Consider the following 14,439-nt stretch of genomic DNA (forward strand, 5'->3'; position numbering starts at 1 on the left):
CTCTATTTTTCTTCCACTAGAAACTGCCGCGGCTTCCGCTGTATGACGTGCCGCCTTTCGTAACACCGCCATCGCCGCCGCTGTCTTTATCATTTGATGGTTTTCTTTCCCTAGTTACAGTCGTTCTGATATAAGTGTCGTATTGATCAATCACATCAGACGTACGATGATCCATATATGTATTTCCATTAACCGTTACTTTGCCACCCGCATGATAAAGCATGATTGAAACCGCGATTCCCCCGACTGCGATGGCAGCAATCAGCTGAAACCACCATTTAAAGAACACGTTGTCGGGATTGCCCCCTGGTTTAATGCCCATATCTTTATAAGAAAGCTTAATATATGTTTTAAAAGCATTGAAATAATTTTCATTGGATAAATCAGATGAAATCGTATTTCTGATGCTATTGAGCCTGCTGTTGTCCAAATACTGTTCGGCTTTTTTGAAGCCTGCGATAAACACTTCTCTGTTTGTCATATCAATGGTCAGAATGGCTGTACTGCCTTTTCCGTAACGATCATAAAAATCGCCGGTATAGTCTGCAATATCTTCACCGTTTGTGCTTTTTGTCGTAACTATAATGAAATCAGTCTCCCTCTTGGCACCCAGCTCTGCCGAGAGAGATTCAAGTTTTTCGATTTCTGCTTTTGATAATAGATGGGCATGGTCATATACATGCTGCTGTGATTCAGAAGCTCTTGCCGCTTCGACTCCCAGTACCGGCATTACCATGAAGACAGCCAGAATAACAAGCATCGCTTTCCCAAAAAATCCGCGCATCAAAATCCGCCTCCCATCATCAATGAGACGAGCTTCAATGCAAGAAATGTGCCGCCTGCTATTCCGCTGAACCATGCCGCCACTTTTCCTGAACTGATCGGCGGCTTCCCGACAACCTTTCCTGTTTGCCCGTTCATCGCAAAGATATGCTCTGCTCTTTCATAATCGTAACTGACCATCCAAACGGGAAGCAAAACATAAAAGCTGTTCACGTTTTTCGTGTGAATATGTTTGTCCCTCACATTGACTGACGTATATCCGGAAAAAGTAGAATGTATGTATGAATCTATATAACTGCTGATTTTCTCTTTTGCCCTCGGAAAAAGCTCCTCATCGGTATAATTGTACTTTTCCGCAATATAACCGGCCAAATATGCCGTTTGAAAGTCTTTCAGCTCTTCGTATGAATAAGGCTCCAATTTGTCCATTAATTCGTCTTTCATTTTTTCAGAGGCATCGACAGGGATTTTCAAATAATCGAGATTGATATCACGAAATGCTTCAAAGTGCTCTGTTTCTGTACAAATATAATCCCCTTCTTCATACTGATGGACTCTGGTACAGTTCGCTCTCACCTGTACTTCACTATTTAAATCAAACATCCAAAACGGGATATACATTCCGGTGATGCTTTTAATACGATCAGCCGACATGAATCCTCTTGGTGTCAGAAGGCCTTTTTTGCACCACTTTCGAAATGCCTGTTCCGCTTCTTGTTTACTGATTGTAAATGGAATGACCTTCGCCGGTGCCAAATGTCCTGATAAACGATCGGCAAGTATAGCCGCACCTCCGCAAAAGCTGCAAGTCGTCGCTGTCGTTTCAGCTTCCGTGATCAAAACGGCGCCACAGTTTTCACATTGATATTCTTTTGCCTCATCTTCGGAAAACCGCGCCGCAATGTTTTCTTTCGGAAGGCTTTCAATATTGTCCTGTCTTCCGCAGCTGCCGCAGGATAACGAGCCGGATTCACTGTCAAATGCCATATCACTGCCGCAGTTCGGACACTTATAAGATATTATCATTACCGTTCCCTCTCACATCTTATGATAAAAATGGTGCCGCAGCCGAAAGCTGCGGCCTCCTATGTATTATTTATCCAGCATCATTTTCGCTTTTAACGCAGCAAGTTCATCATCAACCTGACTTGAACCCGCAGTATCATATTTAGCAGTCAGATCAGCAATATCATCCTGCGGAGCGCTGTTCAATTCAGCCATCGCATTTGCCTGATCAAGCGCCTTATTTACTTTGTCCTCCATTCGGCCGAATGCAGACATTGATTGGCTTGTACTCGATACAGAAGCGCCCAGCTTGTTCATTCTTTCTTGCGTTTTCGCTACTGCCCACTTCGCCTTGATCATATTTTTGCGTGCTTCCAGCTCTCCAATGTCAGAAACCAGTTTGTCATGCATCTTTCTCATTTGTGCGGCATTGGTTACAGCAATTTGATTCGCCGTCTGCAGTTCAGAAAGCTTTGATTCCAAAGAAGTTTTTCTTTCAAGGAATTGTCTCGCATCGCCCTCATTCCCCGCTTGCAGTGCTTTCATTGCATAGCTTTCCATCTTTTCCATATCTGCCTGGCACTCGTGACATTCTCTTTTTGCTCTCTGCTCCTCAGCCATAACAGCTGCTGTTTCTGCCTTAACCTTAGCCAAATCGCTATTCATGTTTCTTAAATATTGATCTACCATTTTCTCTGGATTTTCAGCCTTGTCCAATAAGGCATTGATATTCGCGGACATAATATCTTTGAATCTTCCAATTATACTCATCATATCGTTCCTCCTAGAAGCTATTTCGTTAACCCCCTTATTACATATACTATTTATTATCGTTAAAAGTTTCATTTTTTTAATAAAAAATGACATTTAAACAGAAAAATACATAACTTTTTACCCGCAAAATAAAAAATAATATAAAAAGGATGCCTCCCAAAAGTCCAAAGACTTTCAAGAAACATCCTCGATGTTTACAAAGAAACTTCAATCTCTTTTATGCTGGGCAGTGCATCAATCGCTCCAATTTTCGTGCACACAAGAGCTCCCACCTTATTGGCAAATGACACAATCTCACGCAGCTTCGCAAAATCAGCATCTACAGATTGAATGTGACCCGTGTTTGCCAATTGATATAAAGCCGCGCCGACGAAAGCATCTCCAGCTCCTGTTGAGTCAATTGATGTAACCGGAATGCTTGGAATGATTTCACGGTCTTTTCCATTGGAAAGAAGCGTTCCGCTTTTCCCAAGTGTCACAGCGACAATTTTTGCTCCGGTCTCATGGAGGATCGCAACGCCCTTTTCATGATTCTTCACACCGCTGATAATCTCAAGCTCCTCGTCACTGACTTTCACAAAATCGCTTACAGCAATTGCTCTTTTTGCGACACTTACAAACTCTGAGACCCTTCCCTTCCATAAATCTTCACGATAGTTAGGGTCAAATGAAATAAACTGTCCATTGTCTTTTGCAATCGACATGAGCCGTAAATAGGCTGAGCAAAACGGATCTGATAACAGGGCCGTTGCAGAGCCGAAATGAAGGATTTTCGCTTCGTTAAGTTTTTCCTGATCAATATCCTCCAGCGTAAACAACTCATCCGCGCCTCTATTAAAAACAAAATCGCGCTCCCCATTTTGCTTTAATGAAACAAAAGCAAGCGTTGTAGGCGCTTTCTCATCCATGACGAGCATAGAAGTATCGACGTGTACAGCGTCTAGAGTTTGCTTCAGAAAATACCCAAACGGATCCTTGCCTACTTTTCCGCTGAAAGCAGCATGTCCGCCCAGCTTGGCAATGGCGGCTGATACATTCGCCGGTGCACCGCCGGCACTTTTTAAGAAATTGCGTCCTTCCATTAAATCAACATCCACATCGGTACAAAAGAAATCGATCAACAATTCTCCAATACAAACAACAGAATGGCTACGCATATTATCACACTCATTTATAAAGTCTAGATTACAGTCTCAGTATATAACTTTCTGCTATAAATACAACCATTTATATCGAATATTATAAATTTTACATATATTTATCTTACAGACCTCTGCTCCAGCTCAGAGATGATGTACTTATATCTTTTTTCAGTTAAAGGATAGAAGGCGATGAGAATAATAGAAAGCAAAATGAAAAATCCCGGAATCAAAGCATTCATATTTTTAATCGCATTCAATGACGTAACTGTCTGATCTGCATTCGCCACATATCCGGCGATTCCTAAATAAATGGCCGAAAATGACCCGGCTAATGCAACACCCAGCTTATTAATAAAGCTCATGCTGGAAATCACAACACCATCCGCGCGAACTCCGGTTTTCCATTCCGCATAATCGACACAATCCGCAACCATTCCCCAAGCAAGTGTATTTAAAGGCGTTGTGAAAAATCCCGAAGCGAAAAGCCAAATGAAAATGAGTGTAATCGAAGAATACGGCGTAAAATGCAGGCCGGCATAAGAAATAAGCGATAGAGCTGCCGTGATCATCATAACTTGTTTTCTGCCCCACTTCTCAGAAAAGTAAGGAATAAACAAATTGCTGATCAGTGCTGCTCCAAAAAATAAAACAGTTCCCAAAAACACAAATTCCTTATGATTTACGTTATACGTAAAATAGTACACCATCGTACTGAGCTTAATATTAAACCCGATCGCAAAAGCCAAAAATGATGAAACTAACATAAGCAAAGGTTTGTTTCGGATTAAAACGGATAACGTCTTTTTGATCCCTTGTTTTTTTCTCTTTTTAGGATGAATCCGCTCCCGTACAGTAAAGAAACTAAATAGATTCAAAACGATGCTGACCGCCGCATAGATGAGCGCTGTCATCTGAAATCCAAACGCCTGATCCTCTCCTCCGATAGCAGTTGCAAGCGGTGTCGCACATGAAATAGATAAAAGGATGCCGATATACATCAAAATCATCCGTGTTGTTGTCAGAACCGTTCGTTCCTCCACAGAATTCGTCATCCGCCCCGTTAAGCTGTTCACCGGAATCGTTTGCATACTAAAGGATATCCCCAGCAGAATATAGGTGATGTACGCATATACCATATTCCCCGTCTCACCGAAATGAGGCGTCGTGAAACATAAAACCGTAAAAAGCGCAAAAGGAAATGCCACCCACAACAGATATGGCCTTGCCTTTCCCCATCTTGTGTTCGTTTTGTCTAAAATCAATCCCATGATCGGGTCAAAAATAGCATCCAGCACCCGCACAACAAGAAACAACGTTGCGATCACCGCAGGCTGAATGCCGCCGACGTCTGTATAATAGAATAATAGGTATGCGTTTACAAACTGAAAGACAATATTATATGACATATCGCCGAATCCATATCCGATTCGCTCAAACCAGGACAGACCGTGATGCTTCGCCTTCAATGTCGTTACTTTTTCTGTTTCAATCATCATTTCCCACCCCAAGAATCCGTTTTCATTTCCAGTAAACAAGAGGGAGAATACAAAGATCCTCCCTGTTCCTCAGCGATTTGGATACACCATTACTTTTAAACATTCATTCTTAAATTGAAGCGCCCGCTCCATCGCTTCATGCGTCTGCTCCAGCGAATATTGGTCCGTTACAAGATGCTTCGTGTCTACAATGCCTGAAGCGAGAAATTCGATTCCCTTTGGATACGTATTGGCATAACGAAAGATCCCGTAAATATCAATCTCATTGTCTGCAATAAACGGCACATTGAGCGGAATCTCGTTCTGTGAAGGCAAACCGACAATCGCCAGTTTTCCGCCCCGGCGCACAGAAGCCAGTGCGGATTGCAATGCCTTTGGATTTCCCGCTGTTTCCCAAGCAACATCTACGCCTCTATCATTCGTGATCGTTTTAATCTCTTCAAGCGCGTCCTGTTCACGGATATTAATGACATGAGTCGCTCCCATTTTTTTCGCAGCCTCTAACCTCAGCGGCTCTAAATCGGTCACAATAATTGTGCCTGCCCCAAACGCTTTAGCTGCCGCAACAGCCATTAACCCCACAGGGCCCATTCCCATAATCGCAATCGTTGATCCAGGCTGAAGCTTCGTTCTCGCCGCTACATGAATGCCAACAGAAAACGGTTCAATCAAAGCCGCATCTTCATAGGAAAGTGAGTCTGGGATCAAAAAAACGAAGTCCTGACGCATTTTAATATATTGGACAAACGCGCCGTCTACCGGCGGTGTAGCCAAAAACTGTACATCCGGGCAAAGATTATAGCGCCCTTCTTTGCACGCCTCACAGCGTCCGCACGTAACACCCGGCTCTACAGCGACGCGGTCTCCCACCTTGAATTGATCGACAGATGATCCGACTGCGGCAATTTCACCCGCGCATTCATGGCCAAGGATAAATGGTTTTTCTACTACATAATTGCCTATTCTGCCATTTGTATAGTAATGCAGATCCGATCCGCAAATCCCGACAGCCATCACCTTAATCAACACTTCATCATGATTGATGTCAGGCACAGGCAATGTTTCAATTTTGATCTCTCTTGTGTTGTGCATAACAGCCGCTTTCATGTTCTGAGGTACTGTGTGAGTCATTTGGCAAAATTCCTTTCTTTAGAAAATAAAATGTAAGTGCATACATTTTTGTTTTCTCTGTTACTGCCCCCATTTTATCTGCTTTTCAAGACGTTCAACAGCCTTTCCTGCTGTATAAAAGGACAGCGGCACTGTACTTTTATTTTTTCATATACAAAAAACGCTGGATTGATAAAATAGTACTAATAGGAGGTGCAGGCTTATGGCTGAACTTGAAAACCGAAAACAATTTGCACAACTGCTGGCACCTGCCGTCAAATCGCTAAAACTTCATCCTGATTACAAAGTTAGAAGGAAAAAGAATGAAAAAACAGGACATTCTTATATAGATAAAATCGCACTCCAGCTGGGGGTCTCCTCTAACACGATCAAAAGCTGGATCGGACAAATGGGTGCAAACTATATTCCCGGAAGAATTGATGATGGAAAACTGTTCGGGATGATCTGGATCATTCTCGAAAAAACCGACTTCGATATCGAGTGGTTGACCGATCTGCTGGAAACCACCACCATCCCTGTTATCAAACCTGCATTGCCTGTCTGGGCGGCGTCTTGTTTGCAAAAAGCGAAGACGCTGAGAAAAGACGGGTCATTCGGGGCACCGAGTGATAACGATATTGAAAAAGCGGTAAAGCGGATGTTTCATGATATCCCCGGCCAAGAAACGAATGCGCTTTCAGAACATCCTATCATGCATAACTTACCATCACGCTGGTCCGGAAACTTCATCGGTCGCAGCTTTGATATGGAAGCGATACGGCAATGGATGCTTTCTCCGTCACCAGTCTGTTTAATCACTGGCTGGGCCGGTATGGGTAAAACCACAATCGCTCTTGAAGCCGCCTATTCCTGTGTCGACGATACTTCAGATTGGCCGGCATTCAACAGCATCATCTGGGTCAGCGCTGATTGGAAAGGATTGAGCTTTAGCGATTTTTTAAATACGATCGCCTATCAGCTCGGGCGCACAGAACAAATCGATAAATCGATCAATGAAAAACGGTTTGTCGTCCGCAATGCGTTAGCCAATTATACAAGAGAAAAACCGGTACTGCTGATCGTTGACAGCATTGATACGGCAGACCGTGACATTCACGAATTTATCATCAGCCTTCCGCAAGGCGTAAAAGTTCTTCTCACAGCGCGGGAAAACGTAAAGCAAACCTATCGAGAAAGCCTCGGAGAAATGACGGCCATCCAGCTGAGCGGCCTTGCTCAAACAGATGCCCTTGAATTTTTTCAGCAAGAAGTGCACCGCTGCTTACAAACATGCAACCTTCCACATAAACGGGAAAAGCTGGAGCAGCTGTTCCATCTATCGTCTGAACTGAAGAACGAATTCATTTCAGCAACTGCCGGAAACCCGAAAGCCATGGCACTCAGCATAGCCTATATGGCAGACGATGACATTCCCGCTCAGCAGCTGATTCATGAACTTGGAAAAGCGGGCTACTCACTGCTGGAATTGTTTGAGTTCCTCTTTGGCCGCACTTGGGAAAGATGCAACGAAGATACGCGAAAGCTATGGCAGGCACTTTGCTTTTTCAGCAAGCCGCCAGATGAAAAAAGCCTGGCGGCAGCGGCCGGATTAGACGCCCGCCGTTTCCATTACGCGATTGAACAAATGCGGTCATATGCTCTGATTCAGCCGGAACGAAGCGAAGGACGAACACAGTACTTAGCCCACCAAACCGTTGTCGCTTACGGAGAACAGCACTTGTCCGAACATCACGAATATGAAAAAGAAGCCCGCAGCCGGTGGGCGCACTATTATATTGATTATGTCGCAACCCACTTAAAGCGGGAACAGCCAAACTCCATCTATTGGAGCTATTTGTTGGGACGAAATTTAGATCAAATGAAACAAGAATGGCCAAACATCTTAAAGGTCATTAAATGGTCGAGCGAAACCGGACAAAAAGAAATCCTAATCGAACTCATCACCCGCATCAGCCATTTTCTAAGCAGAATCAACCTGCCCCTGCGAATCGAATACGGATGCAAAGCAGCCGACGCCGCCCATCAATTAGGCAAACACACACGAGAAGCGTTCTTCCGAATCGACACAGCAGGCTGGGCACTGATGGAAGTCAATGATTTAGACGGAGCACTTCAGCAAATTGAAGCCGGACTGAAGATCCTAGAACAATCAGACGCAGAAGATCTCGATGCCCACGATTTAAACGTATGGGGACACGCACTGCAAGCAAGGCTGTTTTTAAAAGCCGGACAACAGGAAAAAGCAGAAACCATTTTAAATGAAATCGAAGATCAACCGATTTCACCTACAATTCAACACAGGGTTCTATTGGTTCGCGGAGACCTAAGCTTTGCGAGCGGTCATGATGAAAAAGCCATTCAATTATACGAAGCGGCAAATGAAATCAGCTCCACGTACGACGGCGAAAAAACGATAGAAGCCTATTTCAATCTGGGTGTCGCTTACGTGAAATGTGGTCAGTTTGAAAAAGCGGAAGAAGCCTTTGAGCAGATGCTTTATGATAAACATAACGCGAATCAAGTTGAACTGATCTACTATCACTATGGAATGGCGCAGCTGTTGTATCGTAAAGGAGAGAAAACGAAAGCGATGGAAGCTAATCAGAAGGCGATTCGTTTGATTGATTCGTGGGAGCCTGCGATTGGGATTCGGGGTGAGGTGGAAGAACTGGCAATGGTGATTAAAGAAAACGCATAGTAGTCCTGTCAGCAATCTCAGTCAGTTTATTTATTATAAATAGGAAAGGCCAACTGAAATCGCAGTTGGCCTTTCGTTTCTTATTAAGGTCTACAAATGTACTAAACCAGTTTTCCCGTATGTATTCTTTCTCGTATAAAGGAAAGCGTATCACTTGCCAGCTTTTTGCGACAAAGAACAATACCGGAATGACCACAATTGTAGACATATCTTGTGGGTTTCCTCCAACTTTCCCATAAATAATCTGCATCTTTTAAGTCAATATATTGATCGTGTTTAGCAGAGATCAGCAGAATGTTATCTTTATTAACTTTCGGCATGGCTTGACTAGGATCTGTGATATCCCAATATTTTATTAAATCTTCATAGGTCACACCATTTTGTTCTAATTCTTCTCTTATGTATTTACCTGGGGTCGTGTTCCATATCGAATAAGAAAGGCGATTGGCATAAAAGATGGATACCACTACATCAATTTGAGAATCTAAGGTAGCAATTAGATTAGAGACCCATCCCCCTAAGCTTACTCCCACTATGATAATAGGGCCTTTTTTATTTGCCTTTATCCAGTGAATTAACGCCCGTAAATCTACAATGGCCTGTCTTGTTGACTCAATTGTACGATCAATGTTTGCACTAATCATCAACTCGCCACTATACAGTGAATTTTCCGGTTCTCTTTCAAAATGGTATGGAAGAGAATAATAATACATGTTCCAGCCTAAATCGTTCATTATACGATTATGAAATATTTTTTTGATCCTATTGTACGAATCCATGCGCCAGCCGTGTACAAAAATGACATTGGGTGGATCTATGTCATTTTTATTTAAAAAAACATCCCCTTTTAAAGTGTCATTAACAGGATTCCCAGTTTGAATTAAGGATTCATAACCAAATGTTCCAACCCTATAATTTTTTTTAGATTCATTCAAATCAATTGAAACATCAGCTATATTTGCACTGTAAAATTCCTCTCTATCATCTACATCGGCTGTAAAAGCAGCAGAAAAATGTTTATCTTTGCTTCTTTTTCTATGTAAATCATATAAAGCCAAGCGATCTATCATTTTTGAGAAATGCACTATTAAGTCCTCCTTGATAATCATAAAAAAATAATATTAGAGTTAATAATTGGATTGTCTGTCTCCATAGAGTTGGGACTGATTTTATCAAGATGTTGTTGGAAGAATCTAACTCCATCGACAGTGAATTTATTGGGGATCAGAGGTTATTATTCTGTCGCTCTTTACATTTAACATACATCGTCTTTTAGTAGCTAAAAAAAGCAGCACAAATAGACATTTTAAAAGGATTTCTCTTTGACAGTGCTTTCCTTGAGGAAACCTTCTAAGAGTTGGTGACACTATTTATTTAGATAACTGGGGCTTTTTTTGTTGTATGAGGGGATATCAATATGGTCTCCTGTCTGCAATAGAGAGAGAGGTAACAGAGGTTTGGACGAATCATTTTCAAACCCCTTTTATAATCATAACAGAAATGCAGTTTACTGAAGTTACAGTAAGCCGTTTGTCAAAGAAGACGTAAGCAGGAACTTGAGCCGGTAGAATCCTGTATTTTGGTCAATTGAATAGTTCATATCGGGATTATCAAAACTATTGAAAATCGATATAGAACAGTGCTGAAAAAAATCAAACTACAAAAGACAGAAAAAAAGAAGCTTCTCACAAGTTCAGTGAACTCATGAGAAGCCTCGAAAATTTATAAATGGCACTAAAAGGGCATCAAAAATGACGTCCGTTGCCGACAAACCCTTGTAAATCAAGGGTTTTTTGTCGGTTTTACATCATGCCGCCCATAATTCACCCTATTTTCGTGTTATTTCAGTCTCTTTCATTCAAGAGTTTCCGTGATAAAAAACAACGAAGATAAACCAAGAAGAAACCGTATCTTTTCACAGTTAGGTGGGATTTTCGTTATTTTCGTGTTATTTTTTAAAAAATAACATGATACTTGTAGGCAGAACACTCGTTCTTATATAATCCCTTTAGGGAGATGATCAAATGACTGATTTTGAACGGAAAGTATATCAGATCATAGTGAACATGCATTTGTTTGGAAAGAATCCAACTCTGAACGATTTGAAAAGGAAAACAGGAAAGAGTGAAGAGGATATTCGTGCAGCTGTGAAGAACCTTTTGATGAAAGGTGAATTGAAGTCGGATAAGCAACAAAAAAAGTGGATAATAAATTGAAATAATTAAAAAAAGCTCACCAGTTGGTGGGCTCTACGCACTTGTTTCTTGTAAACTAATAATTTTAAAAAAATTTTCATTAGGATGATCTTTTTTCACTTTCATTCTCATGCTATCTAAAGTATCAGTAGTGACGAAATACAAATTATGTTTTATATTACTTTGAGTCAACTCTCGATTTAAATATTTCATAAAACTCATCTCTGGACATTTAATTCTATCTGGTCTTACTTTACACTCAAAAAATTCCCCATATTCTCCATTCCAAAAACCAAGGTCTACCGTTGTTCTACTAAAACACTCAGGATTATTTTCATCATTATGACTAGGACAATGATATTTTAATTCGTTAGGATAACCATCCTTATCCATAATAACGACTTGTGCCCCCCAGCCAAAAGATTCTGCATTCACTATTGATTGGCTGTATCTCCCTAGCAATAAACCTTCTGTTAATGTGCCTCTAAGTTTATTTAAATCGTAGTCGTCGTTACACTCTGAAACCGCCTTTTCTAATATATCAATAAGTGTTTGTCCATCTTCAAACAAAGAAAACTTAGTTTTAAACAACATTAATAGTTTGGGGATGTTATCTATACTCCATTTAGTTCGAATAACTTTGATTAAAGATAAACATGATTCTCTTTTTACAGAAAAATGATTTGCAATTTCTATGGCGGTTGACACAAAACTATCAATTTTATCTTTTCTAACAAAGGTAATACTCATAGTTACTCCGACTTTTCCATGTTTTCGTTTAAGGATTCAAGTATGTCCATTGTAGGAATTGTGTAAACGGGGAAACCCATTCTTGATAATAGACTTGATACACATTCTCTGGCATATGGGAGTAATAAAGGGACAACAGAGTGCAAATTATATTCTTCAAAACCCTGTTTATCTATACTTTCGTCTAACAATTCAGTCTTTCCTAAATAGACTACATCGATTAAAAAAGGACCATCTTCTTTAAAATGTACTTTCGCATGTAATTTTATATGTGCTTCCCTATCTGATATGACTTCAACGTGCCTGTTCAGTTCAAGAGAAAGATTTCTATTTTTAGAACTAGCATCTAAAAGCGAACAATTTATTGAATGTAATTTCACTTCTCTTAATTGAACCGCTGTTTTTATTAACTTGTAGTATTCAAAAGTTTCCATATGTAAATTCCTCCATATAAAAAGGGACCTGCTCAGCAGATCCCCAGTCTAACGTTCCTGATACAAGTTCGCCAATTATATAATCATCAATTATTTCGTAAGCATTTTCTTCAATTGCAATCTCAATTGAATGTGTAGTTTCTATTTCATCTTCTATAGAAGCTGCAATCTCATTACAAGAAGATATATATTCCGGCAAACTGTTTACGAACGAAATAATACACGCTCTAACTTCTTCTGGATCTGAAAAATCCATCTCGTTTTCTAATACAAACTCATCAATTTCAATCATCGCAATTAGTTTTTCATTATCAGGTAAATTGCTGAAGTCAATATTATGAAGTCGAGGCAGGCCTTTTTCTAATAACCATTCTAAAAATGGTTCATCCAAGGACTTATCCCTACTTTCATATGCTTTTTGAATAAGTTCATTGATATCTTTAGAATCGCTAATAGAAAAATATTCGCTTAGAGCATCACGGCACAAAATTAACATTCTGTCAACAGACTCATTAACTTTGGTTTCTGCGTACATTGGCTCCAATTCGAACCATTCTCTTATATTCATAATAAGCACCTCCCGACAAATAACCATATATTATATCCAATATTGCACAAGAAAACAAGTGGAAAATTTTTGTTTATCTTGCCTTAATATACTACAGCAACTCTCAGTTTACAAGAGAAAAGTTTGTTCTATTTTGTACATACCCTTACGGAATCCTTATGAATCATGCATTGAGCACACGAAATTTTTTTAAATTGTTTAAAACCATTTTAGTCGGAATTTTCTTAAATTATTCCATGAATATATTTCAGTTCCCTTATTGAAGCAAAGTTTTTAGTTAAGTGGCAAACGTATGACGAACAAAAACCCTCCTCATCTCGAGAAGGGCTTCACTCATCATACGGCCGGTACTTCTTCCGGCCGGCTTCTAATTCTTTTTTAAGGGCTTGTACATGTCCAAGCAAAAACAATGCGACTGTCCCAACCTTTTTAACCGGCTTGAGCTTTCCAGAAGTCACAAGGGTACTTAAACGCTGCCGAGTGATTCCAAGCAACTCCCCCGCTTCCGCTGCCGTCAAAACTTCTTCCTGGATAAACTTAATTTTTTCGCTTTCTTTCATGTCGGCTTTCTCTCCACATCATAATGAATCCTTTTAACAAGGTAATAACAACGGCTACCATCAATACAGTATGTGCAATCTTTCCAGACATACCCTCATCGGTCAGATCAATTGCAACGATTCCAGTAACCAAAATGAGCAAAACGGCAAAATCTGCTGTGCTGTACTGCTTAAAATATTTTTTCATACTATCGTGGACGTGGGCTTTTACGGTATACTGTAATTCAATTTTGCAGTATACTGTATAGAGAGTAAGGGGATTTCTCCCCTTTTCTCTCACTATGTTTCAGCGCTTCTTGCTTGGTCGGCGGGAGCGCTTTTTCTTTTTCTTGCTATGCTTTTCGCTTTCCTTCTGCCATATGTCGTAGATGTGTTTAATAATGGTCACGATACCAGCGATAGCAAGAATCCAGTTTCTCACCTCGTCCACTTCAGCACCTCCTTTCTATACTTTAATTATACACAACCTATTTACAATGGTCAATAGATATTGCGAAAATAAAGCTATTTTTTTGTTAATTTGGTATAATCGATACATATTGGAAAAAGGAGTGAATATTTTGAAGGAATATGTTGAAATAAAGGAACTTAGACCTAGTCAAAACGTAAATAATTACATCAAAGATGGATGGGAAATCATTGAAACTCTTAAACAAAAAAATTATGAAATGGAAGAATTAAGTTATGTTGTTGGCTATCCTGCCAAAAAGAAGATTGAAGATTTAAAAGAAATCATCAAGACTTATGAAGAAAGAGGATTTAAGGAAAAGCTTTTTAAGAGTATTGCTGAAGAGAATAGTGAAGATTATACTGAGATCACTGAAAATTATTACAGTCAACAAAACGAGACAACAAAATTCATGAATAATTATGAAGAAGTTCTTGATAATGATAAAAAATATG

At 40.2% G+C, this 14,439-nt stretch carries 15 protein-coding genes and 1 pseudogene; 3 read left to right on the top strand and 13 right to left on the bottom strand.

The genetic code is table 11. The features are described 5' to 3' along the window. Nucleotides 1-16: 16 nt before the first annotated feature. The 6 genes from AC4CV5_RS17055 to gutB form a co-directional block, all read right to left on the bottom strand. Entirely contained in the window at nt 17-784 is a 768-nt protein-coding gene (locus AC4CV5_RS17055) for a TPM domain-containing protein (protein WP_490923379.1), read from the bottom strand. Continuing rightward, nucleotides 784-1,809, bottom strand: a complete 1,026-nt coding sequence (locus AC4CV5_RS17060) for a TFIIB-type zinc ribbon-containing protein (RefSeq protein ID WP_166854055.1) — start codon at nt 1,807-1,809, stop codon at nt 784-786. The genes AC4CV5_RS17055 and AC4CV5_RS17060 overlap by 1 nt, the downstream gene beginning before the upstream one ends. A 66-nt stretch (nt 1,810-1,875) precedes the next feature. Further along, the gene (locus AC4CV5_RS17065) at nt 1,876-2,559 is read right to left on the bottom strand and encodes a PspA/IM30 family protein (RefSeq protein ID WP_490923381.1); all 684 of its coding nucleotides are present in this window, start codon (nt 2,557-2,559) and stop codon (nt 1,876-1,878) included. Nucleotides 2,560-2,756: 197 nt separating this feature from the next. Next, a complete protein-coding gene (locus tag AC4CV5_RS17070; RefSeq protein WP_490923383.1) occupies nt 2,757-3,719 on the bottom strand; it encodes a carbohydrate kinase family protein in 963 nt (320 codons plus the stop codon). Between the two features lie 101 nt (nt 3,720-3,820). Beyond that, complete coding sequence (locus AC4CV5_RS17075; protein ID WP_490923385.1) at nt 3,821-5,197, bottom strand: MFS transporter; 1,377 nt, start codon at nt 5,195-5,197, stop codon at nt 3,821-3,823. Nucleotides 5,198-5,269: 72 nt separating this feature from the next. After that, nucleotides 5,270-6,331 carry a sorbitol dehydrogenase gene (gene gutB / locus AC4CV5_RS17080; protein WP_490923387.1) on the bottom strand — a complete coding sequence of 354 codons (1,062 nt, stop codon included), beginning with the start codon at nt 6,329-6,331 and terminating at the stop codon, nt 5,270-5,272. Between the two features lie 202 nt (nt 6,332-6,533). On the opposite strand from gutB, the gene AC4CV5_RS17085 reads away from it, so the two are divergent. Further along, on the top strand, nt 6,534-9,029 hold the full coding sequence (locus AC4CV5_RS17085; protein WP_490923389.1) for a tetratricopeptide repeat protein: 2,496 nt from the start codon (nt 6,534-6,536) through the stop codon (nt 9,027-9,029). A gap of 101 nt (nt 9,030-9,130) precedes the next feature. Here AC4CV5_RS17085 and AC4CV5_RS17090 read toward each other — a convergent pair whose 3' ends face one another. Together AC4CV5_RS17090 and AC4CV5_RS17095 are read right to left on the bottom strand one after the other, a co-directional pair. Next, a complete protein-coding gene (locus tag AC4CV5_RS17090; RefSeq protein ID WP_490923411.1) occupies nt 9,131-9,808 on the bottom strand; it encodes an alpha/beta hydrolase in 678 nt (225 codons plus the stop codon). Between the two features lie 144 nt (nt 9,809-9,952). Then, nucleotides 9,953-10,291: pseudogene (locus AC4CV5_RS17095) on the bottom strand (abhydrolase domain-containing 18); the annotation flags it as partial. Nucleotides 10,292-11,053: 762 nt separating this feature from the next. Between AC4CV5_RS17095 and AC4CV5_RS17100 the strand changes: the two are divergent. Beyond that, a complete protein-coding gene (locus tag AC4CV5_RS17100; protein WP_490923391.1) occupies nt 11,054-11,245 on the top strand; it encodes a hypothetical protein in 192 nt (63 codons plus the stop codon). A gap of 33 nt (nt 11,246-11,278) precedes the next feature. Here the strand turns inward: AC4CV5_RS17100 and AC4CV5_RS17105 are convergent, their stop codons facing one another. The 5 genes from AC4CV5_RS17105 to AC4CV5_RS17125 form a co-directional block, all read right to left on the bottom strand. Continuing rightward, complete coding sequence (locus AC4CV5_RS17105) at nt 11,279-11,974, bottom strand: hypothetical protein (RefSeq protein WP_333518621.1); 696 nt, start codon at nt 11,972-11,974, stop codon at nt 11,279-11,281. Between the two features lie 2 nt (nt 11,975-11,976). Next, entirely contained in the window at nt 11,977-12,408 is a 432-nt protein-coding gene (locus tag AC4CV5_RS17110; protein ID WP_490923394.1) for a protein-export chaperone SecB, read from the bottom strand. Further along, complete coding sequence (locus AC4CV5_RS17115; protein ID WP_333518619.1) at nt 12,395-12,976, bottom strand: hypothetical protein; 582 nt, start codon at nt 12,974-12,976, stop codon at nt 12,395-12,397. Before AC4CV5_RS17115 ends, AC4CV5_RS17110 begins: the two co-directional genes overlap by 14 nt. Nucleotides 12,977-13,305: 329 nt before the next feature. Continuing rightward, the gene (locus tag AC4CV5_RS17120; protein WP_015382966.1) at nt 13,306-13,536 is read right to left on the bottom strand and encodes a helix-turn-helix domain-containing protein; all 231 of its coding nucleotides are present in this window, start codon (nt 13,534-13,536) and stop codon (nt 13,306-13,308) included. Between the two features lie 286 nt (nt 13,537-13,822). Further along, entirely contained in the window at nt 13,823-13,966 is a 144-nt protein-coding gene (locus AC4CV5_RS17125) for a hypothetical protein (RefSeq protein ID WP_165762162.1), read from the bottom strand. A 130-nt stretch (nt 13,967-14,096) separates the two neighbouring features. On the opposite strand from AC4CV5_RS17125, the gene AC4CV5_RS17130 reads away from it, so the two are divergent. Beyond that, nucleotides 14,097-14,439, top strand: a 343-nt coding sequence (locus tag AC4CV5_RS17130) for a hypothetical protein (protein ID WP_490923397.1), incomplete at its 3' end; no start/stop codon positions are given.

It is taken from the genome of Bacillus sp. NS1 (assembly GCF_058248265.1).